The organism is Candidatus Accumulibacter contiguus, from assembly GCF_012940005.1.
Taxonomy (GTDB): domain Bacteria; phylum Pseudomonadota; class Gammaproteobacteria; order Burkholderiales; family Rhodocyclaceae; genus Accumulibacter; species Accumulibacter contiguus.
The window spans coordinates 89,524-116,248 of the sequence record NZ_SPMX01000025.1; the positions used below are offsets into that span (position 1 = coordinate 89,524).

Sequence of the window (26,725 nt, forward strand, 5' to 3'; positions counted from 1 at the left end):
TTCGACCGCTTAGTTTACGTCAGAAGTGGATCACCTCCTACAACCCAGCCATTCCAGATCGCGAAGCGGGAGGACCGCTCATGATCGCCGTTGCCAGCGCAGCAAGCGGCAAGCTGCGATCGACCGCGCCCCGTTTGACCGCTTCCCTCGGCATGCCGTAAACGATACAAGTCGCCTCGTCCTGTGCCAGCGTATAAGCGCCGGCATCGTGCATCTCCTTGAGTCCGCGCGCGCCGTCATCGCCCATGCCGGTCATGATCACACCCATGGCATTGTTGCCGGCATACTTGGCAACCGATCGAAACAGCACATCGACCGACGGGCGATGGCGATTGACCGGTGGTCCATCCTTCACCTCGACCAGGTATTGCGCGCCGCTGCGCGTCAGTTGCATGTGCTTGCCGCCGGGTGCAATCAGTGCCAGACCGGGCAGGACTCGCTGCCCATTCCTCGCTTCCTGCACCGAGATTTCACAGAGGCCATCAAGGCGTGCGGCAAAAGCGGCGGTAAACATCTCCGGCATGTGCTGAACGATGACGATTCCCGGCGAGACGCGCGGCAGTTCGGTCAGCAGGGCTTCCAGGGCGACCGTTCCGCCGGTGGACGTGCCGATGGCGACCAGGCGCTCGGTTGTCTGTGCCATCGCCAGACGCGGCCTTGCCGGACTGCGTACCGCCGTGCGGACGCCACGCTGCACGGCTCCCATATTGGCACGCGCGGCAGCTTTGACGGCAGCGATCAGGTTGTCGCTCGAATCCTCAAGAAAACTCCCGACGCCGAGGCCGGGCTTGCTGATGATCGCAACGGCCCCGGCTGCCAGGGCCTGCAGGGTCGTTTCCGCCCCGACGGTGGTCAGCGATGAGCAGATCAGCACCGGCGTCGGTCGTTCCGCCATCAGTTGGCCGAGAAAGGTGATGCCGTCCATGCGCGGCATTTCGATGTCGAGCGTCAGCACGTCAGGCCAGTCGCGGCGCATTTTTTTCGATCGCGAAGATCGGATCGTGGGCCGTGGCGATGACGCGGATCCCGGGATCGCGGTCGAGGATGGTGCTCATGACCCGGCGTACCACGGCCGAGTCGTCGACGACCATGACCTTGATTTCTCGTGCCATCAGCGCCTCACGTTTCAGATAGACATTAAGTTTCAATCATCGGCGGGGTGATCGACACCATTTCGTCGATCGACAGGACACGCGCGATGTCGAGAATGATCACGAAGCGGCCATTGACGCGTGCCATTCCGGCGATGAAGTCGGCGTTGACGCGTGTACCGAAAGCCGGGGCGGGTTCGATGCTCCCGGCAGCAATCTCCATCACCGCGTTGACGCCATCGACGATCAATCCCAGGGTGTACAGCGCTCCCGCATGTTCCGTTTCGACGATGACGATGCAAGTGCGTTTACCCACGCCGGTGGCCGTGCGACCGAAGCGAACCGCGAGGTCGATCACCGGCACCACCGCGCCGCGCAGGTTGATGACGCCACGGACCGAGCGCGGCATCATCGGCACGCCGGTGGGCACGCTGTACTCAATGATTTCCCGGATGCGCAGGATATCGATGGCATATACGTCATCAGCCAGGCGGAAGGCGAGATACAGCGAGGTGTCGCCGACATCCGGACCGGCCGCTCTGCCGGCCACGTGCCGGCTGGCTGCCAACAGTTCTGTGCTCATGGCGCATCCCTCAGAATCGTTCGTAGTCTTTCAGCGGGTGATTTGCCGCAGACTCGCGTTTCGCCTTGCCCGGTTTGGCGGTCCGGCCGGGGCGCGCCGGCATGGCCTGGTCGTTGCCGGCAAGCGTGAACTGCGCCATCAACTCGTTGAGGTTTTCGGCCTGGGCGTTCATCTCTTCGGCCGTGGCCGAGAGTTCTTCGGCGGTCGCGGCGTTCTGCTGCGTGACGGTGTTCAACTGCGCCATCGCCTGACTGATCTGGTCGGCGCCGGTCGTCTGTTCTTCCGATGCGGCGGTGATCTCGCCCACCAGATCAGCCGTCTTGCGAATCGACGGCAGCATGGTCTCGAACAGGCTGCCGGCACGTTCGGCGGTTTCGACGCTGCTGCTTGCCAGTTCGCCAATCTCCTGCGCGGCGATCTGGCTGCGTTCGGCCAGTTTCCTGACCTCGGCCGCGACGACGGCAAAACCCTTGCCATGTTCGCCGGCTCGTGCCGCTTCGATCGCCGCATTCAGCGCCAGCAGATCGGTGCGGTAGGCAATGTCGTCGATGATCGAGATCTTGCCGGCGATCGATTTCATCGCCGCGACCGTCGAACGAACGGCTTCGCCGCCAGCCAGCGCGTCTGCCGCCGATTGGCGCGCGATCGCGTCGGTGGTCTTGGCGTTGTCGGTGTTCTGCGCAATCGACGCCGACATCTGCTCCATCGCCGAGGTCGTCTGTTCGAGGCTTGCCGCCTGCTCCGAGGTGGCTTGCGAAAGAAGCTGCGAGGTGGCCGATACCTGCGTCGAGGCGTTCGAGAGTTCGCCAGCCGAGGTGTTCACCTGCGCGATCGTCGCCGACAGTTTGGCCAGCGTGTTATTCACGCTGGCCTGCAGGGCGCCAAAGTCACCCTGATATTCGGCGTCGATGCTCTGGCCGAGATCGCCCCGTTCAACCGCCGCCATGACCCGCTTGACGTCGTTGATCGGATCCACCACTGCGTCCATCGTGCGGTTGAGTCCTTCGATGATGTTGCGATATTCGCCCTGGTGCCTGGCTGCATCGACACGCGTCTCCAGCCGGCCTTTCGCCGCTGCGGTCGACAGCGCGCCGGCATCGCCGATCATCGCGTGCACTGCATCCTTGACCATCATCACGGCACGAAACACGGCCCCGGCTTCATCTCGCCCGGTGGTGTCGAGCTTGAAGTCGAAATCGCCTGCTGCCATGCGGCCGGATACTTCGACGACCGTATTCAGCGGGCCCGAAATCGAACGCGAGATCGCCCAACCCATGGCCGTCAATAGCGCCAGCAAGGCCAGTGAAATCGATACCAACTGGATCAGGACGCGGCGGAAGACGACATCGACATCGTCAATGTAGATGCCGGTGCCGATCACCAGATTCCATGGCGCAAACAGCACCGCATGACCGATCTTGGGCGAAGCGGCCTGCGTGCCCGGTTTGGGGAAGTCGTATGCGACATAACCGCCTCCAGCCTTGGCGACGCTGATCAGTTCCCGGATCAGGTATTTGCCATTGGCATCCTTGAGATCGATCTTGTTGGTTCCCTCGAAGTCGCGGGTGGCCGGCATCAGGTAGAAGAGTCCTTCAGGATCGAAGACGAACAGATAGTTACCTCCTTCGTAGCGCATGTAGCGCAGGGCATCAAGTGCGGTGTCCCTGGCCTCCTTGTCGGTGAGCTTGCCGGTAGCCGACAGTTGATGATAGTGCTCGAGAACCCCGCTCCCAGCCTCGATCAGGCTCTTGATTCGCTGCTTGCGGTCTTCGAGCATGTTGTCGCGAATCGAAACCAGCGACACCGTGCAGAAGAGCAACAGGCCAATCGCCGTGAGACCTCCCCAGAGCAGGTTGCGTGTGCTCACCTTCATCGACCGTAACCAGTTCATCTTTCACCTCGACATTCTGAATAATTGGACAAGAAATGATGCCCGCAGGCGTTTGCTGCCGCCGGAAACGAGCCGTGCCGGTGCCGTCGATCAATTCTTCGCATGCTTGCCGTGGCCAGCGCCTGCGCAAAGCCGTACCAGTGCCTGCACGTCGAGGATCATGCCGACCTCGCCGTTGCCGATGATCGTGCAGCCCGACACCGCCGGTGTTTCGGCAAACAAGGGACCGAGCGGCTTGATCACCGTCTGGCACTTGCCATGGATGCGATCGACGACCAGACCCGCCTGTCGGCTGCCGTAACGGACGACAATGACGCGCGGTCGAGGGTGCCGTGGCCCCTGTTCATCGAAAAGCTCGCGCAGGCGAACGAAGGGCAGCGCCTGCTCACGCAGTTCGAGGTATCCCCGATCGCCGACATCCGGCGGTAGTTCGATGCACTCGACGACCATGTCGAGCGGGATGATGAAGTGCGAACTGCCGACGCCGACGTGAAAGCCGTCGATGATCGCCAGCGTCAGCGGCAGACAAAGGCGCATGGTCGTGCCTTGTCCTGGCACCGATTCGATGTCGAGCGTGCCGCGCAAGGCCTCGATATTGCTGCGCACGACATCCATCCCGACCCCGCGGCCGGAGAGGCTGGTCACTTTTGCTGCCGTCGAAAACCCGGGTGCGAGAATCAGCCGATAGACCTCCTGATCGGAAAGATGGGCGTCCGGAGCGACCATGCCATTCTCGATCGCCTTCCTCAGGATGCGATCACGATCGAGGCCGCCGCCATCGTCACTGACTTCGATATTGATGCTGCCGGACTCGTGATAGGCACGCAGTTCGACCGTGCCGCGTGCGGGCTTGCCACGCGCCATGCGCGTTTCGGCCGGCTCGATGCCATGGTCGATCGAGTTGCGCACCAGATGCATCAAGGGGTCGCCGATCTTGTCGACCATCGACTTGTCGAGTTCGGATTCGGCACCCCGGACACGCAACTCGATATCCTTGCCCAGTTCCCTGGAAACGTCGCGAACGACACGCGGAAAGCGGGAGAAAACCTCGCCGATGGCGACCATGCGCAAGCGCAGGGTCATGTCACGAATGTCCTGGACGAGAGATAGCAGCACTTCCGCCGATTCCTGAATATCGGGCCGCTGGATACGGCTGATCTGCAGATGTGTCCCGACGCCGGCGATGACCAATTCGCCGACCCGGTCGATCAGTGCGTCGAGCCGATCGGAAGGAACCTTGACGATCCGGGCTTCGCCGCTGCGCTTTTCCTCGACGCGCTTCTGCTGGTCCGCGGCGGCCTCGACGACCTGCGGCGGCACCGCTCCCTGTTCGACCAGGATCTCGCCGATACGGGCATGTGGCTCCTGCTGTTTCTGCACCGCCAGCGCCTCTGCCAGTTCGTTGGCGGTCACCGAACCACAGGCCACGAGCATCTCGCCGATGCGCTCGGCATCCTGATGGTGGGATTCGATCAGCGCGAGGTAGGCAGAAATCTGGCTCTGCGGCGGCACGATGACGATCTGCGAGCCCTCCCGGATGAAATCGAAGACGCCTTCGATCTCTGCCTTGCTGGCACGGCTCGCCAGGGCCACTTCGAAGCCCAGATAGCAGATCTCGGGGTCTGCGGCGGCAAACTCCGGTACGGCGTCGACGATCGTTTCAACATGCAGCAGCTTGCCGTACTGGGAGAGGTAATTGATGAAGGCCAGCGGATCCATGCCGTCCTGCAACACCTGTCTGCCCGGGCGCAGCGAGATATGCCAGTGGTCAGAGCCCATCGCGCCACCGTCGCCGGCACCGATCCCGGCTTCGGAGGAATGCGGTTCGGCCGCGGGCGGCGCCACGACAGCGCCGCCGCCAGTTCCGAGAACGGCCTGCAGGCGTGACAGCAATTGGTCGCTACGCGCGACCGGAACCTCGGTGTTCTCGGCGATCGCGGCAATCAGGTTGGCGATGTGGTCCTGGCATGCGAGCAGCAGACTGATCAGATCGCTGTCGAATTGCAGTTTGCCGTTGCGCAGGCGATCGAGGACGTTCTCGACGACGTGCGCGAAACGCACCACCTCGTCAAGACCGAACAGGCCGCCGGAACCCTTGATGGTATGTGCGCAGCGAAAAAGGGCGTTCATGTCGTCTTCCTGGCCGCTGCCGTCCTCTGCACGCAGCAGGATCGCCTCCATTTCGGCGAGGAGTTCCCTGGCCTCTTCCATGAAGGTTCCGAGTGCCTGCGCAAGGTCCTGGGCGGCGTCGTTCACGGCACCTTCCTTGCCGATTCCGTCGCCGAAATGAACAAGGGATCTCCCAGCAGGCCACCGAGATTGGCCAGATCGATCAGGCGCAGAACGCACGGCGGATGATTGACGAAGCGCACACGCTTGCCCGGATTGCGTTTGGCGATCAGCATCAGTTGCAGACCGGCCGTATCGATCTCGGCGATGCCGCCCAGGTCGATCTCGATTTCGTCGGCAGCGCGCATGACGTCCGCCAGCCCGGCCTTGATTTCGGCGACCTCATAGATGGTCAACTCCCCGTCCAGAGTCAGCCGCGCCGTCTGCCCGCTGCTCTCGATGACGATGCTCATCGTCGCCTCACATCATCAACAGTCTGGAAACCGCCGCCAGCATCTGCTGGGGCTGGAAAGGCTTGACCACCCAGGCCTTGGCGCCGGCCTCCTGGCCGGCCTTCTTCTTTTCCTCATTGCCTTCGGTGGTCAGCATGATCACCGGAACGAAGCGGTAGGCGGCGTTCTTTTTCATTTCCCGGACAAAGGTGATGCCATCCATGTTGGGCATATTGACATCGCTGATCACCAGATGCACTTTCTGCCCCATCAGTTTGGCCAGCGCGTCCTTGCCGTCGCAGGCCTCGATCACCTCAAAGCCGCCGCCCTTGAGCGCCATGCTGACGACCTGCCGCATCGAAGCGGAATCGTCGACGACCAGGATGGTCTTGCCCATGTCAATCTCCCATTGTCCAGGTTAGAAAAAGGTGATTTCGCTCGCCGCCACCTGCCCCTGTGCAGCCGGGTGCTGCGCATCGTGCTGTTCGAGCGTGGTGTAAGTTTGTTCGAGTTGAGCAATCCACTTCTGCACGTCGAAAGGTTCCGGCGTCTCGCCGCCTGCGATGCGCGCCTCTTCTGCACGTGTGCGCGCCAGAAGACGCTCGATATCCTGGCAGACCGCGCTCAGAATCTGGCTCATGCGATCCTGGAATTGCAGATGCACGAGTACCGCTTCGACCTTCTCGCGGACGCTCTGGCTGCCTTCGGCCATGTGCTGCGACGAATCGCTGAGTCCTTGCACGACGCTGCTGAAACGTTCCAGTACGGCGGCCATGGTCACTTCCGAACTGGCCATCAGCGATTCGTTCTGGCGTGACATTTGACCGGCGGAAAGCAGCGCTGACCCGGTCGCCACGTTGACCGTCTCGACTTTGTCCCGGATCTGCTTGGCAAGCGATCCCGACTGGTCCGAGAGCTTGCGTACTTCATCGGCAACGACGGCAAAACCCCGCCCGGTCTCGCCGGCCCGCGCCGCTTCGATCGCCGCGTTGAGTGCCAGCAGATTGGTCTGTTTGGCGATCTCGGCGACCCCGCCGGCCATGCGCTTGAGATCGGCGCTCACTTCCGCCAGGCTCTCGAATTCACGGAGCATTGGTTTCTGGGCGTCGAAAGCGTCCTTGAGGTAGCCCAGCATCGCTGCCAGTTCACTGCGCGAACGTTCGATCACCGCGACCACACCTTCCGCTGCTTCACGGTCGCGGGTATCGAGCATAACGCCCAACTGGTTCAGAATGGCCGCGAAGTCACTGGTCAATGCGTTGCCCGCATTCTCGGTTTGTTGGCGTGCGATGGCGACATGCGTGGCCCAGCGGGTCAGTGAAGCGGCGGCTACCTGATGCAGGCTGGTGGTATAGGGGGCGATGGCCGGCGGCGCCGCGCCGGTCTCTGCGCGCTCGGCAAGCAGGCGATCGACAGCAGCCCGGATCGAACGGCGCTCCCAATAAGAGACGCCAGTGGCGAGCACCAGCAGAGCCAGTGTCAGGATCAGGTCGACGGCCAGCGATGCCTCACTCTTCCAGAACAGCAGGCCAGCGGCGACGGCGGCAAGAAACAGTGGGCCAGTGCCCAGGGGAAGTATTCTTGATGATCGGTCTTGCATGAGTTCCTCCTGCGTGCTACTTCAGCGCCAGGCTGCGGTCGATCGGGCGCAGAGAAACACGGCCTCGAATCGAAAGGGCCAGGCATGCGGTTACTCTCGGATGCAAGACTTGGACGGCTGCGGATATCGCATGCCGAGACGAAGATCCCGGTATCAGGCAACCCAGCCACCCTCCCGGACTTCGGGTTAGGGCCTGCAGCTTTGCGTCCGGGGCTTTCGTCCCGTTTGCCATTCTTACTCGTCCACACATCATAACTGAATAGAGCAGCAATGTGCGACTTCCGGCACATAGCCGGATGCAGCGAGATTGACAGCAGCTGAGATGGCTGGGCATACTCGTACGTGCGCCATCCAAGTGTCCCCCCTGCAGGCGGCAGGCCAGCGACTTGCGCGCTACCCGCCAGAGAACTGCGGGAGAAGTTCGGCGCACTGACCACATATCATGGCAAGAATCATGGCAAGAGGCCATGGCCTGCAAGCGGATCGTCTCTGGAGCTTCCTGTGAAGAGCAGTCATTGGTTTCTGGAATCCATCGCTGCCGATGGATCCCGTTTGAAATACGACATCGTTGACCTGCCTTTCCGGATCGGTCGTGGCCAGGAGAACGATCTGGTACTGGCGACACCGGGCCTCAGCCGGAAACACGCCATGTTCGACGACGACATCAGCGCGCAACTGCGCCTGACCGATCTGAACAGCACCAACGGCACCTTCGTCAATCGACAGCGCATCGATGGCTCGTGCCTGCTGCGGGAAAACGACATCATTCATTTCTTTACGGCAGAGTTTCGTCTCGGCCGGCATCAGCCTGATCAGTCGCGCTTCATGCCCTCGACCGACTCGCGAACCCTGTTGATGCCGATGGGCACGAACCTGTCGGAACTCTTCGTCGCCAATGAGGGCGAGTTTCTCGACCTGCTCAACGGCCAGGGCATTTCCGGCGCCGCCCAGCCCATCGTCGATGCGAACAGTGGGAAAATCTTCGCCTACGAGTTGCTCGGGCGAGCAAATCATCCGCAACTGTCCGGTAGCCCCATCCGCCTGTTCCAATTGGCAACAGCGCTGAACCGCGAGCTTGATCTCAGCGTGGCCTTTCGCAAATTCGCGATCACCTCGATGGCTCCGCGCCTGCGCAAATTCCCCCTGTTTATCAACACCCACCCCAAGGAGACTTTCAGCAAGCCGTTTTTTGCTTCGCTAACTGTCCTGCGCCAGCAGATGCCGGAACTGCAACTGGTTGTCGAAATCCATGAAACCGCAGTCACCGACCCGCTGCGTTTACGTGAATTAGGCGCTTTTCTGCGCGACATCGGTGTGCGTTTTGCCTACGACGATTTCGGGGCAGGACAGGCCCGCCTGAACGAACTGGGCGAAGCGCCTGCGCACTTCGTGAAATTCGACATGGGTCTGCTGCACGACATTCACCTGGCCAGCGAACGCAAACGCCGGGTGATCAGCGATCTCGTCAAACTGGTGCTGAACCTGGGCTCAGTGCCGCTGGCCGAAGGCATCGAGCTCGAGGCGGAAGCGCAGGTCTGCCGCGACATGGGTTTCCAGCTGATCCAGGGCTATCTGACCGGCAGACCGATTGCCGCCGACCAGTTGTAGCGGGGGGTCTCTTGATGTTCTCCCGTATTCAGACCCGCTGTTTCCGCAGCCTCCAGGCGGTCGGCGAGTATCCCTGCTTCAGAATACCATTGGTCAGAAAATGCCACCCGAAGGATGCCCATGCCCAACTTCCACGTCATTTCCACCGAACGCCACGCCAGCAAGCGCTGGCAGCGCATTTCGAGTTATGCTTTCGCTGCCCATGAGGCAATTGTTCCACTGACTGCAGGCGAACTGCCGCGTGCGCTGTTGAGTCTGCCGATTGCCTTTGTCGAGCAGAATGAAACCTTCGTTCCTGTCGCCGTTCTGGGTTTGGCAACAGGCAAGAATCTATTTGCCGCACCCGACGGCCGTTGGGCAGGAAAATATATCCCGGCCATCTTGCGTAGCTATCCCTTCTGCCTCGCCAGCAGGGATGACGGTCAGCAGGTACTGTGCATCGATGAAGATTCGGGACTCCTTGGCGACGGCAGTGAAGGCGAACCCTTTTTCGATGATGAAGGCAAACCCTCGCCAGCGATTCAAGGCGTCCTCAACTTTCTGACCCAGATCGAGAACAATCGGCAGATCACCGTCAGGGCCTGTACGGTACTGAAGAAACACCACCTGATCAAAGCCTGGCCAATTACTGTCAAGACAGGGGCTGGTGACCAGCCGATTGGCGGACTCTTTCAGATTGACGAGGCCATTCTGAATCAGTTGCCCGCCGAAGCCCTTCATGAAGTCGCCAAAGCCGGTGCCCTGGTCATCGCCTATTGCCAGTTGCTGTCGATGCAGCAGTTGCCTGTTCTCGGCGAGCTGGCCGAAGCCCATGCCAGCGCTGCCGCCCGAATTCCTTCCGCCGGCAAAGAACTTACCCTGGACTACTTGAACAAGCACGAAACGCTCAATTTTGGTGGACTCGGCTAAACCAATCGACTAATCGACCATTCGCTCGCTGCATACCCATGCTGGCCAGTCCCATCAGTACAAGCCATGAAGATTCTCCTCATCCATCAGAACTTTCCGGGTCAGTACAAACACATTGCCGCAGCTCTGGTGGCAAGGGGAGATGAAGTTACGGCGCTGTGCATCGAGACCAACCCGGTTCCCGCCGGTGTTCGTGTGATCCGTTACGGTCCAAAGCGAGGCAATACACCCAACATTCATGCGTGGGTGCAGGAAACGGAAACCAAGGTGATTCGCGGCGAAGCCTGCTTCAAGGCGGCGAAACGATTGCGCGAGCAAGGCTATCACCCGGACCTCATCTGTGCCCACCCGGGCTGGGGAGAAGCGCTGTTCATCAAGGAAGTCTGGCCGCAGATCCCGCTGCTGAATTACTTCGAGTTCTACTACCACGTCCATGGCGCCGATGTCGGCTTTGACCCGGAGTTTCCCGACAATCCGGACGAGGCGCCACGCTTGCTGGCAAAGAACTTCGCCAACCTGATGAACCTCGAACAATGCGATGCCGGAGTTTCACCGACGGCATGGCAGAAATCCACCCACCCCGCGAGCTTTCAACACAAAATCCGCGTCATCCATGAAGGCCTGGATACGGCAGCGATCGCCCCAAAGACCGACACCCAGATCACTCTTCAGGAAAAGGCCCGCACTCTGCGTTCTGACGATGAAGTCATCACCTTCGTCAATCGCAACCTCGAACCCTACCGAGGATGTCACAGTTTCATCCGCGCCATCCCTGAAATCCAGCGCCGGCGTCCGAAAGCCCATATCCTGATCGTCGGTGGTGATGGAGTCAGTTACGGCAGTCGGCCAGTCCAGGGAACGACCTACCGTGAGCAGTTTATCGAGGAAGTGAGGGGCGACATAGACTTCCGGCGTCTTGATTTCGTCGGTACGATTCCTTACCCGGTGTTCATCGGCTTGCTGCAAATCTCGGCGGTTCACGTCTACCTGACCTACCCCTTTGTTCTCTCCTGGTCGATGCTCGAAGCCATGAGCGCCGGTTGCCTGGTGCTGGGGTCCAGGACGCCACCGGTGGAAGAAGTGATCACGCATGGGGACAATGGACTGCTGGTCGATTTTTTCTCACCGCAGCAAATTGCCGAGCAAGTGGCCCAGGCTCTTGAGTTCCCCGGTGATTTTGCTCGGCTAAGGCAACGCGCCCGGCAGACGATCATCGACCGCTATGACCTCCAGCGAATCTGCCTGCCACAACATCTGGCCTACATCGACGAACTGGCTGGACGGTCACTTAAGGATTGATCCATGTCGCCTTGCTCAAACCGCGTCTGAATCGCCTGGCAAGCAGGCCGGTAAGCGGGCCAGATAATCCTGATGCACCACCAGGCTCAGGGCATTCGGCCGCATTCCTTTGACAACCGCCGTGGCTTCATCTACCGACCAGCCGCGTTCGACCAGGATTTGAGCTGCCATCAGGCCAGTACGACCGGAACCTCCCTTGCAATGGATCACGACTCTCTTGTCGGCGTCCAGCAGTTGATGCACGGCCTGTCGCAGCGCCGACCAGGCGACGGCAAATTCTTCCTCTGGCGCGTGCTCATCTTCGATCGGAAGATGAAACCATTGCAGGCCGATTCGTGAACAGAGGTCGGCCATGTTCGACACCGCATTGCTCGTCATTTCGGCGTCCGGCATCAGTGTGATCACTGCGTCCGCTCCGGCCGCTTTCAGCTGCACGAGCGCAGCGCCTGGCTCCACCCCCTTGCTTCCTGGGCAAGGGGTCAGAATCAGGCCTGCGCCTTGCGAGTTCAGCGGCAGGAAATCATGGGGATGGGCGTTCATGGTGGGATTGGTCATGGATGGTTGGGGCTCATGGCTATAGTAGAGATCAAGAACAGAGGGTTTTTTCGTGGCAACACGCATGGGAGAACCGGGAAGGGGTTTACTTATTTCGAGCATTCTATCAATATAAAAATGTTTCGCAAGCCGGTATCGCTTGCGGTGCCCAAATCGTCGGCTCGCTGGTTTCCAGCCGGGCACCATTCACCCTTCGGAGGAACGAGAAATGACTGTCAAGGTCGGCATCAATGGTTTCGGTCGTATCGGCAGGTTGGCGCTGCGCGCGGCGTGGGACTACCCGGAACTGGAGTTCGTGCATATCAATGAAGCGAACGGGCCGGTGGAGTCGGCAGCGCACCTTCTTGAATTCGATTCGGTCCATGGCCGCTGGCGGCACGATGTCGGGAGCAGCAACGGGCGGATGCTGATCGATGGAAAATCGATCCCCTACAGCACCGCCAGAGATGTCGCCGGCGGATCATGGCGCGACGCCGGGGTGGACATCGTTCTCGAAGCCAGCGGCAAGTGGCGTACGGTCGAGGAACTGTCGCCCTATCTGGCGGCCGGCGTGAAGAAAGTGATCGTCGCCGCACCGGTCAAGGGTGGGGACACGCTGAACATCGTCATGGGCGTCAATGACCAGCGCTACGACCCGGCCCGCGACCACATCGTTACCGCGGCCTCGTGCACCACCAACTGTCTGGCGCCAGTGGTCAAGGTCGTGCATGAAGCGATCGGCATTGCGCACGGCATGATCACGACCATTCACAGTTCGACCAACACCCAGAGCGTGCACGACCAGATGCACAAGGATCTGCGGCGCGCGCGGGCTTCGAGCCTGTCGCTGGTGCCGACGACGACCGGCTCGGCGACCGCGATCGCGCTGATCTTCCCGGAACTGAAGGGCAAGCTCGACGGCCACGCGGTGCGCGTGCCACTGCTCAATGCGTCGATCACCGACTGCGTTTTCGAGATGCAACGCCCGACGAGCGTCGAGGAGGTCAATGGTCTGCTCAAGGCGGCGGCCGAGGGAGCATTGAAGGGAATTCTCGGCTATGAGGAAAGGCCACTGGTTTCCATGGACTACCGCGGCGATCCGCGCTCGTCGATTGTCGATGCGGCGCACACCCTGGTGATCAACGGCACGATGGTCAAGATCTACGCCTGGTACGACAACGAGTGGGGCTACGCCAATCGTTACGTCGAGCTGGCACGCAAGCTGGCCGCTTCGCTGTAAGCACATGCCCATGGATTCCGTGCCGATCGGGGCCGTCACCGCCTGGCAGGAGATGGTCTCGAAGCACGGTCACCCCTCTCGAGGACAACGATGAACGATCCATCCGCAGCCAGAAGTCCCGCTGCACGTGCCGGCCTGCGCAACTACATCCTGGTGACCGCAGCCTACTGGTCCGACACCGTCACCGATGGCGCCACCCGCATGCTGGTGCTGTTCTACTTCTACAGCCTTGGTTACACGCCTTTTGCCGTCGCGTCGCTGTTCATCTTCTATGAAGTCTTCGGCATCCTGACCAATCTCTTTGGTGGCTACATCGGCGCCCGCTTCGGCCTCAAGACGACCTTGTTCATCGGGCTGGGCACGCAACTCGTGGCGCTGTCGATGCTCGCCTTCGCGCCACAGGGCTGGCTGGTGGTCGTATACGTCATGGTCTCGCAGGCTTTGAGCGGAATCGCCAAGGACATGACCAAGATGAGTTCGAAGAGCGCGGTCAAGCTGATCGTTCCCGAAGGTGCATCGGCAACGCTCTACCGTTGGGTCTCGATTCTGACCGGGTCGAAGAACGCGTTGAAAGGGGTCGGCTTTTTTCTTGGGGGTCTGCTGCTGACCCTGCTCGATTTCCAGACCGCACTCAAGCTGCTCGTCGCACTGGTGGGAAGCACGCTGATCCTGGCCGCGTTGCTGATGCGCGGTGGCCTCGGTCAGGCCAACAAGAAAGCAAAGTTCGGGCAGATGTTCTCGCGCAACAGCGCAGTCAACAAGCTGGCCGCAGCACGCATCTTCCTCTTCGGCGCGCGCGACGTCTGGTTCGTTGTCGGTCTGCCGGTCTTTCTGTCGAGCGTGCTCGGCTGGACCTTCTGGCAGTCCGGCGGCTTTCTTGCGGTCTGGGTGATCGGTTATGGCATCGTCCAGGCGGCGACTCCCGGCCTGCTGCGCAGCCGCGTCGAGGAGCAGCACGAACCCGATGGACGGACGGCAACCATTCTCGCTTTCGTCCTCGCGACGCTGCCGGCGGGCATCGCTCTGGGACTGAGCGCCGGGCTGGCGCCGAGCACCGTCGTGGTTGCCGGCCTGATTCTCTTTGGCGCCGTTTTTGCGCTGAACTCGGCGGTGCATTCCTATCTGATTCTGGCGTACACCGATAGCGACAAGGTGGCGATGAGCGTCGGTTTCTACTACATGGCCAACGCATCCGGCCGCCTGGCGGGAACGGTTCTTTCAGGCGCGCTCTATCAGTGGGGGCTGCAGAGCGGGCCAAGCAAGGGCTTGATTGCCTGTCTGTGGGCGTCGACAGTCTTTGTGGTGCTTGCCGGCCTGTTGTCGCTGCTGCTGCCACGCCACATCGGTCCACGCAGCAAGCCGATCAAGCTCGATGATCTGGGCGAGTAGCGTAGCCGCTAGCGAACGAGCGCGCTGTAGGAGGATCGCTCAATGGCGGATGCAGATCTTGCCGAACTGTGCGCCGCTCTTCAGGTACGCCAGCGCTTCCTTGAGCGCCGGAAATTCGAAAACCCGGTCGACGATCACCGGCACGCGGTGCTGCTCGAGCGCCCGCAGCATCGCCTCGAAACCGTCGCGATGGCCGACGGTGATGCCCTGCAGCCGCACCTGCCGGGTGATGATCAGGCCGAGCGGTGTCGCCAATGAGGAGCCCGAGAGCACACCGATCATCGACAGGGTGCCGCCGGGACGAATGCAGCGCAGCGACTGTGGTAGGGTTTTCTCGCCGCCAAGCTCGACGATGTGGTCGAAGCCGCGACCATCGGTGAGCGCACGCGCCGGTTTCGACCATTCGGGAGTCGTCCGGTAGTTGATCGTCGCGTCGGCACCGAGCGCCTTGAGCCGCTCGATCTTCTCGTCGCTCGACGAGATCACGGTGACCCGTGCGCCGGCAATCCTGGCAAACGCCAGAGCGAACAGCGCCACACCGCCGGAGCCCTGGATCAGTACCTGTTCGCCGGGCTTGACCGTGCCATGCGTGGCCAGCGCACTCCAGGCAGTCAAGGCCGCGCAGGGTAGCGTCGCGGCTTCGACGTCGCTGAGGTATGCGGGCACCTTGACCACACCCTGCTCGGACAGGCACATGAACTCCGCCATGGTGCCATCGATCGGGCCACCGAGAGACCCGGTCATGCGGGGAAGATCCGGTTCGCCGGCGATCCAGCCCTGGAAAAAGGTCGGGCAGACGCGGTCGCCGACCGCCACGCGGGTGACTCCGGGGCCCACCGCAACGACCTCGCCGACGCCGTCGGACAGCGGGATCAGCGGCAGTGTCCCGGTAAAGCTGCCATATCCGCGCTCGGGAACGACCAGGTCGCGGAAATTCAGCGACGAGGCGAGCATCCGCAGCAGCACCTGTCCCGCTCCGGGCTGGGGTTGCGGGCGATCGGCGAGTTTGAGGTTGGCCATCCCCCAATCATCCTGAATCTGAAAAACGCGCATGTTGCACCTCCAAGTATCCAGCGCCGCAGCGCCAGGGTTTTGCCCATTTCCTTGATCTCCATGACCTCGACGACGCGTTTCGGCGGGAGGATGGAAGGGCACTTCCGAGAGTTTCTCCGAGCAGAGCGGTGGCCGTCAATCATTCCCGGTCACGCGGCTACACCACCCGTTCGACTTCGACCAGGCAGTCGTAGAACGTCGCCCCGCCGCCCATCTCGGTCAGCGCCTGGCTGGTGACTTCGTTGCAGTTGCGTCCGTCTGGCGAGAGCTTGCGCCACCAGATCGAGGTGGCCATGGCGACGCCCGGACGGATGCGGTCGCTGACGACGGCGCGGGCGCGGAATTCGCCACGCTGGTTATGGATGCGCAGCGGGTTGTCGTTGGCAATGCCGCGTGCCGCGGCGTCGACCGGATGGATGTGGAGCGCGGGCGACTTTTCCTGCGCCAGAAAGCGTGGCGAGTTGGCAAAGCTGGTATTGAGAAAGTTGCGCGCCGGCGGTGTGATCAGCGCCAGCGGAAATTGCGCTGCCAGCGGACTTTGCCGCCATTCGTGCGGTTCGATGAAAGTCGGCAGCGGGTCGAGCCCTGCACTGGCGAGCATCTCGCTGAAAAATTCGCATTTTCCGGAAGGTGTCGGGAACCCGCCCGCTGCGAACGGAGCTTCGCCAAGTGGCAGATTGAGGCGGGCGTGACCTTCGGCCTTCAGCCTTTCCCAGGAAAGCCCGGCAAGGCGCGGATCGCTCCAGTCGAAAGCCTGGCGGCACAGGTCTTCGTCGCTGTCGGCAAAACAGGCTTCGCTGAAGCCCATTTGCCGGGCCAGGCGGCGGAACAGTTCGGTGTTCGGCAGCGCTTCAGCGAGCGGCACGATCGCCGGCAGGTTGACCTGCAGGTGCAGGTGCCCGTAAGACTTGTGGATGTCGAGCTGTTCCATGTGGCTGGTGGCCGGCAGCAGGAGGTCGGCGTAGTCGGCGGTATCGGTCTGGAAAAGGTCATGAACGACGGTGAACAGGTCGTTGCGGGCCAGGCCACGTTCCACCTCGGCCGACTGTGGAGCAACCGCGAGCGGATTGCTGTTGTACACGAACAGCGCCTTGATCGGCGGTTGCGCGCGCAGCAGCTCATGGCCAATGGTGCTCATGTTGACCGTTCGCGGTGCCGGCGTCGGCATCAGGTCCGGTCGTTCGAGGGCGGCGGTATCGACCGGGTAATTGCCGGAACTGGACAGCAGCACGCCACCCGCTGCGTCTCGCCAGGCACCGGTGAGCGCCGGCAGGCAGGCGACGCTGCGCAGCGCCATGCCGCCGCCGGCGCTGCGGTTGATGCCGTAATTGGTCCGAATCGCTGCTGGTCGGGTGCTGCCGTAAGCATGCGCGAGGTTTTCAATCTCCTGAGTGCTGATGCCGCAGATCGCCGCGACCCGCTGCGGCGGGTATTCCAGCACGCGTTGCTTGAGCGCTTCGAAGCCGAGCGTATAGCGAGCAAGGTAATCGTGGTCGAGCAGATCGTCGCGAATCAGTACGTGCATCAGTCCGAGCGCCAGGGCGCTGTCGGTTCCCGGCAGCAACGCGATGTGCTGGTCGCACTTGTCGGCGGTGGTGGTGCGGCAGGGGTCGATGGCAATCAGGCGCGCACCGCGCCGCTTTGCCTCCTGCGCCAGGCGCCAGAAGTGCAGGTTGGAGACGACACTGTTGGTTCCCCAAAGAATGATCAGGCGCGCATCGACAACGTTTTCGGCGTCGAAACCGACGCTGGCGCCGATCGTTGCCCGGTAACCCATCGCGCCGGCGCTGGCGCAGATCGTTCGGTCGAGTTGCGAGGCACCGAGACGGTGGAAGAAGCGGCGGTCCATCGAAGCATAGCCGAGCATGCCGGAGTTGCCGGCATAGCTGTAGGGAACGATTGCCTCGGCGCCGTCTGCGGCGGCGATGCGGCGGAAGCGATCGGCAATCGTGGCCAGCGCCTCATCCCAGGAGATGCGCTCGAATCTTGCTCCCGGACCCTTGGCACCGATCCGGCGCGCCGGGTGCAGCAGGCGCTCGGGATGGTAGATACGTTCGGGGTAGAAAGCGACCTTGGTACACAACACGCCGGCCGTCGGTGGGTGATCGGCAGCACCGGCGACCTTGAGCACGCGGCCCTCGCTGACCGTGACGTCGAGCGCGCAGGTATCCGGGCAATCGTGTGGGCAGGCGCCGCGTACCGTGTGGGTGGCAGTTGGCGCAGAAGCGGGGTTGGCCATGGGGTGTTTCCCTGCGGGTGTCGATGGCGAGAAGATAGCACACCGACTGGAGTAGAATGCTGCCAATGCTGGTTCTTGGCATCGAATCCTCCTGCGATGAAACGGGTATGGCGCTGTACAGCACCGATGCTGGCGGCGCTCTGCTTGCGCACGCCCTGCACTCGCAGGTGTGCATGCACGCCGACTACGGCGGGGTGGTGCCGGAACTCGCGTCGCGCGATCATATCCGACGACTCGTACCACTGCTGCGCCAGGTGCTGGCCGACAGCGGCTGTTCGCTGGCGGGGCTCGACGCCGTTGCCTACACGCAGGGGCCAGGCCTGGCGGGAGCCCTGCTGGTTGGGGCGGCTTTTGCCGAAGCGCTGGCGACAGCGCTCGGAGTCCCGACCGTGCCGGTGCATCACCTCGAAGGCCATCTACTGTCGCCCTTGTTGTCGAGCAAGCCGCCGCGTTTTCCCTTTGTTGCCCTGCTCGTTTCGGGTGGCCATAGCCAGTTGATGCGGGTGACCGGCGTCGGGGAATACGAGTTGCTGGGTGAAACCCTCGATGACGCCGCCGGCGAAGCTTTCGACAAGACCGCCAAACTGCTCGGTCTCGGCTACCCTGGCGGCCCGGCACTGGCTGCACTGGCCGATACGGGTCGGCCCGGTCAGGTCAAGCTGCCACGCCCGATGCTGCACTCCCCTGACCTCGACTTCAGTTTCAGCGGTCTGAAAACCGCAGTGCTGGTGAAGGTGCGCGAGTTGGCGACGATCAGTGATCAGCAGCGGGCGGATATTGCGCGGGGATTCCAGGATGCGATTGTCGAAGTCCTGGTCAGCAAGGCGCTGCGCGCGGTAACTGTCAGCGGTCTGCAGCAACTGGTGGTCGCTGGTGGCGTCGGTGCCAACCGCGAACTGCGGCGCCAGCTCGACGCCCATGCAGCGAAGGCGAGGATCGCCGTTTTCTACCCGGAACTGGAATTCTGTACCGACAACGGCGCGATGATCGCGCTGGCCGGAGCCTTGCGGCTCCAGGCGGGAATCTCCAGCAAACCGCCCGGCGCTTTCGCGGTGCGACCGCGCTGGCCACTGACTGGCGCTTGATCCATCCCTTGTTATTGATTGCGCGAGCGGTGATGGGTGTGGGGTTTGCTCAAGTTCGGTCATTTCTCGCCTGAAGACTCTCGCCTGGGTGGGATAAATGGAATCAGACCTTTCTCGAAAGCCATCTGCTGTACTTCGAGAGGCATTTCGCGTATATCGACCGTGAACCCGTTGACCTGCAGCAACCAGACCAAGGGGTTGTCAGCGAGTCGGCTGGGCAAGTTCCATTCAGGAGACATCGGACTCATCTTCAGCAGATCCCGGATTTCCTTTGATTTGTTCTGCCCGGTGCTTCCGGCTACGCCGAAAAACTCACAGATGGCTCTTGACTTGCAATGCGGCGTTTGAGATGAGTCATCGAGAAAATTGATGCGCCCGACCGCCAGGACCGCAGCGGCCGCCCAGACATTCTCCGTGCCTCTTGACAATGGCGAGGGTCGCTTCCTGGCCAGAGCGCCGACGACGTGATGGATCACTTGCCGATATTCTTCGTTAAGCTGCCTAGCGCAGAACTCATCGGTGAGTGCCGTGATGGCAGCGAATTTATCGGCCATGAGTTTGGGAATTTTTTTCAGGCGATGATGACATAATGACAATAGATAAATATTATTTTTATGTAAAACAACGTCTCTGCTATGTGATTTTTACTTTACCGTCAATTGTACGATATACAGATTAAAATCACTGCACACCTATTTGACAGTATCGGACACGCCAATGAGGCGTTCACAATAGCGCGCGATCAGGTCGATTTCGAGATTGACCCGGCTGCCGGTTTGCAGGCATCCAAGGGTGGTCGATGCAAGCGTGTGCGGGATCAGGTTGATGCTGAAGGCCGCACCGTCGACCGAGTTGGTCGTCAGGCTGACCCCATCGACGCTGATCGAGCCCTTGCGTGCAATGTATCTGGCGAGATTTTCCGGCGCACGGATTTCAAGCAGGCGATTGTCGCCGACCGGATCGAAACGCAGCACCTCGCCAACGCCGTCGACGTGGCCGGAGACGAGATGCCCACCCAGGCGATCAGCCAGACGCAGCGCCTTTTCCAGGTTGACCGGTCCAGGTGCCGCGAGACCAACGGTACACGCCAGCGATTCGGGCGAGACATCGACAAAAAAACAGTTGTCCTGTTTGTCGACCACCGTCAGGCAGACGCCGCTGCAGGCGATCGAATCGCCGATCCCGACATCATCCAGTCCGAGCGGGCCGGCGTCGACCGTCAGCCGGACGGTTGCGGCGCCGTCATCACGCGGGGTGATGTGGGTGATCTGGCCAACAGCGGCAATGATTCCAGAAAACATGGCAAATACCGATCGGACCGAAAAGAGATGGGAGATCTTAACATGTCGCACTGCCCCCGTTCCTGCGCCGGCATGCGGGCGGGCGCTGCGCGGGCACCGGTCAGTCTCTAATCCTCTTCCACTCCCGTTTCGGTCGGCAGCTCGTTGATCCACGCTTCCAGCAGGGTATAGGCGACGGCCAGAACGACCGGGCCGACGAAGATGCCGACCAGTCCAAAGGCCAGCATGCCGCCGATGACGCCGGCGAGGATCAGCAGCAAGGGGAGGTCGGCGCCTTGCCGGATCAGGAGCGGACGCAGGAAGTTGTCCATGGTGCCGACGAAAATCGCCCAGACGAGAAGAAAAGTGCCCCAGCCGCTGCTGTCACTCCAGTACAACCAGAAAACGGCGGGTGCGAGAACCAGCCCCGGTCCAAGCTGCGCGATGCAGCACATGAACATCAGTGCGGTCAGGACGGGGACGAACGGCAGGCCGGCGATGGCCAGGCCGATGCCGCCAAGGATCGACTGTACGAATGCGGTAATGCCGACTCCGAGGGCCACGGCGCGAATCGCCTGACCGGCTAGCACCACCGCGCTCTCGCCGCGCGCACCGCCGAGACGGTGGCCGAAACGCCGTACGCCGGCAGCGAAGCTCTCGCCAGAGGCATAGAGGATCGCAGACAGCGCGACGGTGAGCAGAAACTGCACGAAAACCAGTCCGAAGTTGCCCACCTCGCTGACGAACCACTTGGTCAGGTTGCCCGCGTAGGGTGCCGCCTTGGCGGTGAGTTCTGCCGTTCCGACGGCCGCAAGCTGCGCCCAGGCCTCCTCGGCACGTGCGCCGACCAGCGGCAGATCACTGACCCATGCGGGTAGCAACGGAAGTTTGAACTCGGTCAGGTCTTTTCCCCATTCCACGATCCGGTCGGCATTGTCGACGAGGGTGGCAATCGCCAGTGACAGAGGAACGACCAGAACCAGCAGGACCAGGAGGGTCATGGCGATCACTGCCGGGGCGCGGCGATTGCCAAGACGTTGCTGCACCCGCAGCAGCAGGGGCCAGGTGGCGATGACGACCATTGTTGCCCAGATCAGTGCCGGCAGAAACGGGCGCAGGATCCAGACCGAAGCGGCGATCAGCGCACAGAGGAAAAGCACCGCCAGTACAGGACGGGCCATTTCGGGTTCGTTGGGGTTCATCAATATGGTCATCCAAATCCAGGGTTTTCCGGGGGGGCTGCAAGCGTGATCCATGATTCGCCCGGCAAGGACTTCTCTGGCTTGCCTGTCGAGCGCATGGTAGCGCAATTCGGGGCTGGCGAGCTACGCTGCGGCTTGGCCAGGCAAGTGGCTGCCTGCTCGCCAGTCGGCAGACCTCCTGTGCCTGGCGGCAGGCTGCGCTTTTCGGAATAGAATGGCCCGCGGGCGCCTTGCCCGATTGCCTGTGAATCGCTGACCCGTCCCGATGATGAACCATGCGCTGCTCTTTTCCGTTTTCATAGTCGCTTCCTGTGGGCTGGCTTACGAGTTGATCGCCGGGGCGCTGGCGAGTTATCTGCTCGGCGACTCGATCACCCAGTTCTCGACGGTCATCGGGACCTACCTGTTCGCCATGGGAATCGGTTCGTGGCTGTCGCGCTACATCGAAAAACATCTGGTGGCGCGCTTCATTCAGGTCGAGTTGCTGGTCGGCATTCTCGGCGGCTTCTCGGCGGCGGCGCTGTTCTTCATCTTCGCCTGGTCGTCGGCGCCGTTCAGGCTGGCGCTGTATCTGGTGGTGGTCGCCATCGGCGTGCTGGTCGGGCTGGAAATTCCGCTGATCATGCGCATCCTCAAGCGCGACCTGGTATTCAAGGATCTCGTCTCGCAGGTGCTGACCTTCGATTACCTCGGCGCGCTTGCCGTTTCGATTCTCTTTCCCGTGTCTGCTGGTGCCGCATCTCGGGTTGATGCGCAGCGGCCTGTTGTTCGGTCTGCTCAACGTCGCGGTGGCGCTCTGGGCGTGCTGGCTGTTTCGCCAGCAACTGCAGAACGCCGGCTGGCTGCGCGTGCAGGGCGGTGTGTCGCTGCTGGCGCTGCTCGCGGCATTTGCCGCGGCGGGCGAACTGACTTCACTGGCTGAAGCGCATCTCTACGCCGATGAAATCGTGCATGCCGAGAACACGCCGTATCAGCGCATCGTCGTCACCCGCTGGAAGGATGATTTGCGCCTCCATCTCAACAACAACCTGCAGTTCAGTTCGCGCGACGAGTACCGCTATCACGAGGCACTGGTCCATCCGGGGCTGGCCACGCTGCCGGCAGCAGGCCGCGTGCTGGTGCTGGGCGGCGGTGACGGGCTGGCCCTGCGCGAGATCCTCAAGTACCCGCAAATCGAGTCGGTGACGCTGGTCGACCTCGACCCGGCGATGACGCGCCTCTTCGCCAGCGCGCCGCCCCTGCGCAAACTCAATCAGGACGCGCTGCACTCACCGAAGGTGCAGGTAGTCAATGCCGACGGGCTGCAGTGGCTCGAGGAAAACGACGATCTATTCGATTTCGTCGTCGTCGATTTTCCCGATCCGTCGAACTTTGCGATCGGCAAACTCTACAGCGCCGCTTTCTACCGCCTGCTCGAAAAGCACCTGGCGGGAGGGGGCTTGATGGTTGTCCAGTCCACCTCGCCACTCTACGCCCGACAATCCTTCTGGTGCGTCGTCACGACGCTGGAGAGCGTCGGCCTGATCGCCACCCCCTACCACGCCCTGGTGCCGTCGTTCGGGGAATGGGGTTTCGTGCTCGCCGGTCGCCGCGACTATCGGCCGCCGCAGTCCTATGCCGTCGACACCCGCTTCCTGAGCCCCGAGACGACGCCGGCACTGTTTCTCTTTCCCAAGGACATGGCGCGCGTCGAGGCCGAGGTGAACCGGCTCAACAACCAGGTGCTGGTCCGCTACTTCGAGCACGAGTGGCGGCAGGTGATCCGCTGATGGATCGACGCGATTTCCTCACTGCAGTTGCCGCAACTGGTGCAGTTTCGCTCGCCGGCTGCAGCAGCGCACCAGTTCCCTTGCCGCCTGGCGATCTGCTCGGGGCTTCGCTCGACCTCGGCCATCGGCTGCGTGAGCGGAACTTCGCTCCGCCCGGCGAGACCAGGCAGGTACCGGTGCTGATCGTCGGCGCTGGTATCGGCGGACTCGCCGCCGGCTGGAAACTTGCCCAATCGGGCTTCGCCGATTTCCTGATCGTTGAACTCGAGAGCGAAGCTGGCGGCAATTCGCGCGCCGGGAGCAACGCCGTCAGCGCTTATCCCTGGGGCGCGCATTACCTGCCACTGCCGACACGCGAGGCGACAGCGGTGCGCGAGTTGCTCGCCGAGCTGGGTGTGCTGCAGGGCGATCCGCGCGCCGTGCAGCCGGTCTATGACGAGCGCTACCTGTGTGCGACGCCGCAGGAGCGACTCTATCGTCACGGCCGCTGGCAGGAAGGCCTGCTGCCACAGACCGGGGTCAGTGCCGCCGAGCGCCACCAGTATCAGCAGTTCGGCGAATTGATGGAGGATTTCAGACTCCGCCGCGATGGCCTCGGGCGACGTGCCTTCGCCTTGCCGATGGCGCTGTCGAGCCGCGCTCCCGAGCTGCTGGCGCTCGACCGGATCAGCATGCGCGACTGGCTGCTCGCGCAGGGTTTCGATTCACCGCATCTGCACTGGTACGTCAACTACGCCTGCCGCGATGACTATGGAACCGGCAGCGCGGCGGTTTCGGCCTGGGCCGGCATCCACTATTTTGCGTGTCGCGACGGCGAGGCGCAGAACGCAGGCAGCGAAACCGTGCTCACCGCACCGGCAGGCAACGCCTGGCTGGTGGCCGGCATGCTGCGCTCGATCCGGGCGCGCGTTGGCGAGCGCTTGCTGACGCGTGCGCTGGTCTTCCATGTCGCTACCGCTGCGCGCGGCCGCCCGATCGCCGTCGATCTGTACTTGCCAGGCGAAGACCAAACGCTGCGCCTGCTCGCCGAACAACTGATCTGGGCCGCGCCCTTGTTTCTCGTTCCCCAGGTCTTCGCCGGACAGCCCGCGTTGCAGGCCGCCGCTCGCAGCTACAGCTACGCGCCCTGGCTGGTCGCCAACCTGACCTTGTCGCGCTTCCCCGACGACCGTGCCGGCGCAGCACCGGCCTGGGACAACGTCCTCTACGGCGCTGCCAGCCTGGGTTATGTGGTGGCGACGCACCAGCAGATGCGCCTGCGACCGGGGGCAACGGTGTTCACCTGCTACCGGGCCTTCGACGACATGAGCCCGCAACAGGGCCGAGAAGCGCTGCGCGACACGCCACGCGAGATCTGGGCCGAACAGATCCTCGCCGAACTCGAACAGCCGCATCCTGACATCCGGCAACTGACGACTCGCCTGGATGTCTTTCGCAATGGTCATGCCATGGCCCGCCCCTTGCCCGGTCTGATCACTGGTGCGGCGCGCCAGCAATTCGCCATCGACGGCGAACGCCTGCGCTTCGCACACGCCGACGTCAGCGGCTTTTCGCTGTTTGAGGAGGCACAGTACCGCGGCGTGCTGGCCGCAGAAAGAACGCTGCGCCGGCTCGGGGTACGCTTTCGTTCTTCACTGGGGTGATGTGGTGACGGTTCAGGAACTCGGCGATTGTCCGGGCAGCATGTCACTGGCGAGCGTAATGCACTGCCAGCCAGACCGTCTCCGCCTGCGGATCCGTCCACGCCACCCGGTGCTTCTGGTGTGCCGGGATCAGCAGCCAGTCGCCCGGGCCCAGGCGGACTTCATGACCGTCGGCGAAAGCCAGGCGAGCGGCACCTTGCACAAGCAGCACCCATTCGTTGCGCTCCTGGTCATACCAGAATTGTTCCGGCGAGACATGGCCTCGGGAGACGATACGTTCGATGTGGACGGCGTCACTCCGGGCCAGGGTTTCGCAGAGTTCTTCGGGGAGGTCGCGAGGGATGTTGGCGAAGAGGTTGTTCATGGTGCCAGGGATCAGGCGGTCATCGCCGGATAGTCGGTGTAGCCTTCCGGTCCCGGCGTATAGAACGTCCCCGGATTGGGCTTGTTCAGCGCTGCGCCGGCCTGGATTCGTGCCGGCAGATCGGGATTGGCGAGGAAGCCGGTGCCAAAGGCAACCGCGTCGAGCCTTCCTTCGCCAATGGCCTGCGCCGCTTCGCTGGCGGTGTAGCCCATGTTGCCGATCAGCGCCCCCTGGTAGTTCGCCCGCACCGGCGTCAGTACGTCACCGCTCTGCTGCCGGAAGAAGTCGGCGCGCATCACGTGCAGGTAGGCGAGGGCGAAATCGTTGAGCCGTTCGGCAAGCCAGGTGGCGAGTCCGATCGGGTCGCTGTCGATCATGCTGTTGTAGCTGTTGAGCGGCGAAAGGCGCAGGCCGACCCGGTCGCTGCCCCAGACGCCACTGACGGCTGCGATCACTTCGAACAGCAGGCGAGCCCGGTTTTCGAGCGAGCCACCGTATGGACCCGAGCGCTTGTTGGCGCCGTCGCGCAGGAACTCGTCGAGCAGGTAGCCGTTGGCGCCGTGGACTTCGACGCCATCGAAGCCCGCTGCCCGGGCATTTTCGGCCGCTTTCCGAAAGCCGGTGACAATGCCCGGCAGTTCGTCGTCGCGCAGTTCGCGCGGGATGACGTAGGGCTGCTTGCCCTGCGGTGTCAGCACCTCGTCACCTGTGATCGCAATCGCGCTCGGGGCCACCGGCTGGGCGCCACCGTTCAGCAGCGGATGGCACGCGCGGCCGCCGTGCCAGATCTGCAGGAAGATTCGGCCGCCGGCGGCGTGCACTGCATCGGTGGTCCGCTTCCAGCCGGCCACCTGGGCGGGGGAGTGTATTCCGGGCTCCCTCCAGAATGCGGAGTTGTTCTCCATCGCCATGGTGGCTTCGGCAATGATCAACCCGGCAGTCGCTCGCTGGGCATAGTATTCGCTCATCAATGCAGTTGGCACGTGCTCGGCGTCGGCCCGGCAGCGGGTCAGGGGGGCCATGAAAATCCGGTTCGGCACAGTCAGGCGGATCTTCCCCCAGCCAGCAAGCGCAGTTATGCTGTAACTATCGGTTTTTGTTAAAAAAATAGCCGATGCCGCAAAAGCGGCGCCTGCCTACGCGGCGAGCTTGTCGGCTTTGGCCTTGAGCGGGAAGGACAGACCGATGGCGCTGAGGATTTTGGCCTGTTGATCGTCCGGGCGTGGCAGATGCGTGTGACGCTGACCGTTGCGGTCGGTGGTGTAGAGATAGGTCAATCGTCCGAGGGCCACCAGGGCGTCGTCCGGGGTGATGGCGGCGGGGTCGTCTTCGGTGCTGCCGAAGGTCTGCCGCAGAGCCGCTTCAAACCGCCGCGTGATTTTTAA

23 protein-coding genes, 2 pseudogenes and 1 riboswitch are annotated in these 26,725 nt (G+C 62.3%); of the genes and pseudogenes, 8 read left to right on the forward strand and 17 right to left on the reverse strand.

Annotated elements, in window-relative coordinates; translation table 11 throughout:
- Positions 1-37 precede the first annotated feature (37 nt).
- The 8 genes from E4Q08_RS10550 to E4Q08_RS10580 form a co-directional block, all read right to left on the reverse strand.
- Complete coding sequence (locus E4Q08_RS10550) at positions 38-976, reverse strand: protein-glutamate methylesterase/protein-glutamine glutaminase (RefSeq protein WP_372703625.1); 939 nt, start codon at positions 974-976, stop codon at positions 38-40.
- Entirely contained in the window at positions 957-1,112 is a 156-nt protein-coding gene (locus tag E4Q08_RS26100) for a hypothetical protein (protein ID WP_372703626.1), read from the reverse strand. The genes E4Q08_RS10550 and E4Q08_RS26100 overlap by 20 nt, the downstream gene beginning before the upstream one ends.
- Before the next feature lie 25 nt (positions 1,113-1,137).
- A complete protein-coding gene (locus E4Q08_RS10555; RefSeq protein ID WP_169070359.1) occupies positions 1,138-1,674 on the reverse strand; it encodes a chemotaxis protein CheW in 537 nt (178 codons plus the stop codon).
- A 10-nt stretch (positions 1,675-1,684) separates the two neighbouring features.
- Complete coding sequence (locus E4Q08_RS10560; protein WP_169070360.1) at positions 1,685-3,565, reverse strand: methyl-accepting chemotaxis protein; 1,881 nt, start codon at positions 3,563-3,565, stop codon at positions 1,685-1,687.
- A gap of 90 nt (positions 3,566-3,655) precedes the next feature.
- The gene (locus E4Q08_RS10565) at positions 3,656-5,776 is read right to left on the reverse strand and encodes a chemotaxis protein CheA (protein WP_169070377.1); all 2,121 of its coding nucleotides are present in this window, start codon (positions 5,774-5,776) and stop codon (positions 3,656-3,658) included.
- A gap of 41 nt (positions 5,777-5,817) precedes the next feature.
- Positions 5,818-6,147 carry an STAS domain-containing protein gene (locus tag E4Q08_RS10570; RefSeq protein ID WP_034914195.1) on the reverse strand — a complete coding sequence of 110 codons (330 nt, stop codon included), beginning with the start codon at positions 6,145-6,147 and terminating at the stop codon, positions 5,818-5,820.
- Positions 6,148-6,154: 7 nt separating this feature from the next.
- Entirely contained in the window at positions 6,155-6,523 is a 369-nt protein-coding gene (locus E4Q08_RS10575) for a response regulator (protein ID WP_034951132.1), read from the reverse strand.
- A 21-nt stretch (positions 6,524-6,544) separates the two neighbouring features.
- Positions 6,545-7,726 (reverse strand): methyl-accepting chemotaxis protein, encoded by a 1,182-nt coding sequence (locus E4Q08_RS10580; RefSeq protein WP_169070361.1) that lies wholly within the window; start codon positions 7,724-7,726, stop codon positions 6,545-6,547.
- 153 nt (positions 7,727-7,879) lie between these two features.
- A riboswitch (cyclic di-GMP riboswitch) is annotated at positions 7,880-7,966 on the reverse strand.
- A gap of 261 nt (positions 7,967-8,227) precedes the next feature.
- Between E4Q08_RS10580 and E4Q08_RS10585 the strand changes: the two genes are divergently transcribed.
- The 3 genes from E4Q08_RS10585 to E4Q08_RS10595 all read left to right on the forward strand — a co-directional run bounded on the left by E4Q08_RS10585 (position 8,228) and on the right by E4Q08_RS10595 (position 11,542).
- On the forward strand, positions 8,228-9,334 hold the full coding sequence (locus E4Q08_RS10585; RefSeq protein WP_169070362.1) for an EAL domain-containing protein: 1,107 nt from the start codon (positions 8,228-8,230) through the stop codon (positions 9,332-9,334).
- Between the two features lie 120 nt (positions 9,335-9,454).
- Positions 9,455-10,243: a SapC family protein gene (locus tag E4Q08_RS10590; RefSeq protein WP_169070363.1), complete on the forward strand. Its 789-nt coding sequence runs from the start codon at positions 9,455-9,457 to the stop codon at positions 10,241-10,243.
- Positions 10,244-10,309: 66 nt separating this feature from the next.
- Positions 10,310-11,542 (forward strand): glycosyltransferase family 4 protein, encoded by a 1,233-nt coding sequence (locus E4Q08_RS10595; protein ID WP_169070364.1) that lies wholly within the window; start codon positions 10,310-10,312, stop codon positions 11,540-11,542.
- 15 nt (positions 11,543-11,557) lie between these two features.
- Here the strand turns inward: E4Q08_RS10595 and E4Q08_RS10600 are convergent, their stop codons facing one another.
- On the reverse strand, positions 11,558-12,283 hold the full coding sequence (locus E4Q08_RS10600; protein WP_248594828.1) for a phosphatase domain-containing putative toxin: 726 nt from the start codon (positions 12,281-12,283) through the stop codon (positions 11,558-11,560).
- A gap of 22 nt (positions 12,284-12,305) precedes the next feature.
- Here E4Q08_RS10600 and E4Q08_RS10605 point away from each other — a divergent pair, with 22 nt between their 5' ends.
- On the forward strand, positions 12,306-13,316 hold the full coding sequence (locus E4Q08_RS10605; RefSeq protein WP_169070365.1) for an ArsJ-associated glyceraldehyde-3-phosphate dehydrogenase: 1,011 nt from the start codon (positions 12,306-12,308) through the stop codon (positions 13,314-13,316).
- 90 nt (positions 13,317-13,406) lie between these two features.
- On the forward strand, positions 13,407-14,705 hold the full coding sequence (gene arsJ / locus E4Q08_RS10610; protein ID WP_169070366.1) for an organoarsenical effux MFS transporter ArsJ: 1,299 nt from the start codon (positions 13,407-13,409) through the stop codon (positions 14,703-14,705).
- 39 nt (positions 14,706-14,744) lie between these two features.
- Here the strand turns inward: arsJ and E4Q08_RS10615 are convergent, their stop codons facing one another.
- Positions 14,745-15,758 carry a zinc-dependent alcohol dehydrogenase family protein gene (locus E4Q08_RS10615; protein WP_169070367.1) on the reverse strand — a complete coding sequence of 338 codons (1,014 nt, stop codon included), beginning with the start codon at positions 15,756-15,758 and terminating at the stop codon, positions 14,745-14,747.
- A 157-nt stretch (positions 15,759-15,915) separates the two neighbouring features.
- The gene (locus E4Q08_RS10620) at positions 15,916-17,997 is read right to left on the reverse strand and encodes a molybdopterin-containing oxidoreductase family protein (RefSeq protein WP_169070368.1); all 2,082 of its coding nucleotides are present in this window, start codon (positions 17,995-17,997) and stop codon (positions 15,916-15,918) included.
- A 65-nt stretch (positions 17,998-18,062) separates the two neighbouring features.
- Between E4Q08_RS10620 and tsaD the strand changes: the two genes are divergently transcribed.
- Entirely contained in the window at positions 18,063-19,082 is a 1,020-nt protein-coding gene (tsaD, locus tag E4Q08_RS10625; RefSeq protein ID WP_034908344.1) for a tRNA (adenosine(37)-N6)-threonylcarbamoyltransferase complex transferase subunit TsaD, read from the forward strand.
- Positions 19,083-19,141: 59 nt separating this feature from the next.
- On the opposite strand, the gene E4Q08_RS10630 is transcribed toward tsaD, so the two are convergent.
- From E4Q08_RS10630 to ydiK, 3 genes are all read right to left on the reverse strand, one after another.
- Complete coding sequence (locus tag E4Q08_RS10630; protein WP_169070369.1) at positions 19,142-19,636, reverse strand: DUF6398 domain-containing protein; 495 nt, start codon at positions 19,634-19,636, stop codon at positions 19,142-19,144.
- 138 nt (positions 19,637-19,774) lie between these two features.
- Entirely contained in the window at positions 19,775-20,383 is a 609-nt protein-coding gene (locus E4Q08_RS10635; RefSeq protein ID WP_169070370.1) for a riboflavin synthase, read from the reverse strand.
- Positions 20,384-20,490: 107 nt separating this feature from the next.
- Complete coding sequence (ydiK, locus tag E4Q08_RS10640; RefSeq protein ID WP_169070371.1) at positions 20,491-21,564, reverse strand: AI-2E family transporter YdiK; 1,074 nt, start codon at positions 21,562-21,564, stop codon at positions 20,491-20,493.
- A gap of 265 nt (positions 21,565-21,829) precedes the next feature.
- Between ydiK and E4Q08_RS10645 the strand changes: the two are divergent.
- Positions 21,830-23,333, forward strand: a pseudogene (locus tag E4Q08_RS10645) (polyamine aminopropyltransferase).
- Positions 23,333-24,976: an NAD(P)-binding protein gene (locus E4Q08_RS10650; RefSeq protein ID WP_169070372.1), complete on the forward strand. Its 1,644-nt coding sequence runs from the start codon at positions 23,333-23,335 to the stop codon at positions 24,974-24,976. Before E4Q08_RS10645 ends, E4Q08_RS10650 begins: the two are co-directional and overlap by 1 nt.
- Positions 24,977-25,019: 43 nt before the next feature.
- Here E4Q08_RS10650 and E4Q08_RS10655 read toward each other — a convergent pair whose 3' ends face one another.
- The 3 genes and pseudogenes from E4Q08_RS10655 to E4Q08_RS10665 form a co-directional block, all read right to left on the reverse strand.
- A complete protein-coding gene (locus E4Q08_RS10655; RefSeq protein WP_034917892.1) occupies positions 25,020-25,340 on the reverse strand; it encodes a cupin domain-containing protein in 321 nt (106 codons plus the stop codon).
- 11 nt (positions 25,341-25,351) lie between these two features.
- On the reverse strand, positions 25,352-26,419 hold the full coding sequence (locus E4Q08_RS10660; RefSeq protein WP_308240106.1) for an alkene reductase: 1,068 nt from the start codon (positions 26,417-26,419) through the stop codon (positions 25,352-25,354).
- A 57-nt stretch (positions 26,420-26,476) separates the two neighbouring features.
- A pseudogene (locus E4Q08_RS10665) lies at positions 26,477-26,725 on the reverse strand (IS1634 family transposase); the annotation flags it as partial.

What these genes read in the sequence shown, in the direction of transcription:
- E4Q08_RS10650 (WP_169070372.1), top strand. Translation starts at nt 23,333, where the DNA reads ATGGATCGACGCGATTTCCTCACTGCAGTTGCCGCAACTGGTGCAGTT.
- E4Q08_RS10615 (WP_169070367.1), bottom strand. Translation starts at nt 15,758, where the DNA reads ATGCGCGTTTTTCAGATTCAGGATGATTGGGGGATGGCCAACCTCAAA.
- E4Q08_RS10570 (WP_034914195.1), bottom strand. Translation starts at nt 6,147, where the DNA reads ATGAGCATCGTCATCGAGAGCAGCGGGCAGACGGCGCGGCTGACTCTG.
- E4Q08_RS10565 (WP_169070377.1), bottom strand. Translation starts at nt 5,776, where the DNA reads ATGGAAGAGGCCAGGGAACTCCTCGCCGAAATGGAGGCGATCCTGCTG.
- E4Q08_RS10630 (WP_169070369.1), bottom strand. Translation starts at nt 19,636, where the DNA reads ATGGCCGATAAATTCGCTGCCATCACGGCACTCACCGATGAGTTCTGC.
- E4Q08_RS10620 (WP_169070368.1), bottom strand. Translation starts at nt 17,997, where the DNA reads ATGGCCAACCCCGCTTCTGCGCCAACTGCCACCCACACGGTACGCGGC.
- E4Q08_RS10600 (WP_248594828.1), bottom strand. Translation starts at nt 12,283, where the DNA reads ATGGTGCCCGGCTGGAAACCAGCGAGCCGACGATTTGGGCACCGCAAG.
- E4Q08_RS10550 (WP_372703625.1), bottom strand. Translation starts at nt 976, where the DNA reads ATGCGCCGCGACTGGCCTGACGTGCTGACGCTCGACATCGAAATGCCG.
- E4Q08_RS10575 (WP_034951132.1), bottom strand. Translation starts at nt 6,523, where the DNA reads ATGGGCAAGACCATCCTGGTCGTCGACGATTCCGCTTCGATGCGGCAG.
- E4Q08_RS10560 (WP_169070360.1), bottom strand. Translation starts at nt 3,565, where the DNA reads ATGAACTGGTTACGGTCGATGAAGGTGAGCACACGCAACCTGCTCTGG.
- E4Q08_RS10595 (WP_169070364.1), top strand. Translation starts at nt 10,310, where the DNA reads ATGAAGATTCTCCTCATCCATCAGAACTTTCCGGGTCAGTACAAACAC.
- E4Q08_RS26100 (WP_372703626.1), bottom strand. Translation starts at nt 1,112, where the DNA reads ATGGCACGAGAAATCAAGGTCATGGTCGTCGACGACTCGGCCGTGGTA.
- E4Q08_RS10580 (WP_169070361.1), bottom strand. Translation starts at nt 7,726, where the DNA reads ATGCAAGACCGATCATCAAGAATACTTCCCCTGGGCACTGGCCCACTG.
- E4Q08_RS10590 (WP_169070363.1), top strand. Translation starts at nt 9,455, where the DNA reads ATGCCCAACTTCCACGTCATTTCCACCGAACGCCACGCCAGCAAGCGC.
- E4Q08_RS10605 (WP_169070365.1), top strand. Translation starts at nt 12,306, where the DNA reads ATGACTGTCAAGGTCGGCATCAATGGTTTCGGTCGTATCGGCAGGTTG.
- E4Q08_RS10635 (WP_169070370.1), bottom strand. Translation starts at nt 20,383, where the DNA reads ATGTTTTCTGGAATCATTGCCGCTGTTGGCCAGATCACCCACATCACC.
- E4Q08_RS10555 (WP_169070359.1), bottom strand. Translation starts at nt 1,674, where the DNA reads ATGAGCACAGAACTGTTGGCAGCCAGCCGGCACGTGGCCGGCAGAGCG.
- tsaD (WP_034908344.1), top strand. Translation starts at nt 18,063, where the DNA reads ATGCTGGTTCTTGGCATCGAATCCTCCTGCGATGAAACGGGTATGGCG.
- ydiK (WP_169070371.1), bottom strand. Translation starts at nt 21,564, where the DNA reads ATGAACCCCAACGAACCCGAAATGGCCCGTCCTGTACTGGCGGTGCTT.
- arsJ (WP_169070366.1), top strand. Translation starts at nt 13,407, where the DNA reads ATGAACGATCCATCCGCAGCCAGAAGTCCCGCTGCACGTGCCGGCCTG.
- E4Q08_RS10655 (WP_034917892.1), bottom strand. Translation starts at nt 25,340, where the DNA reads ATGAACAACCTCTTCGCCAACATCCCTCGCGACCTCCCCGAAGAACTC.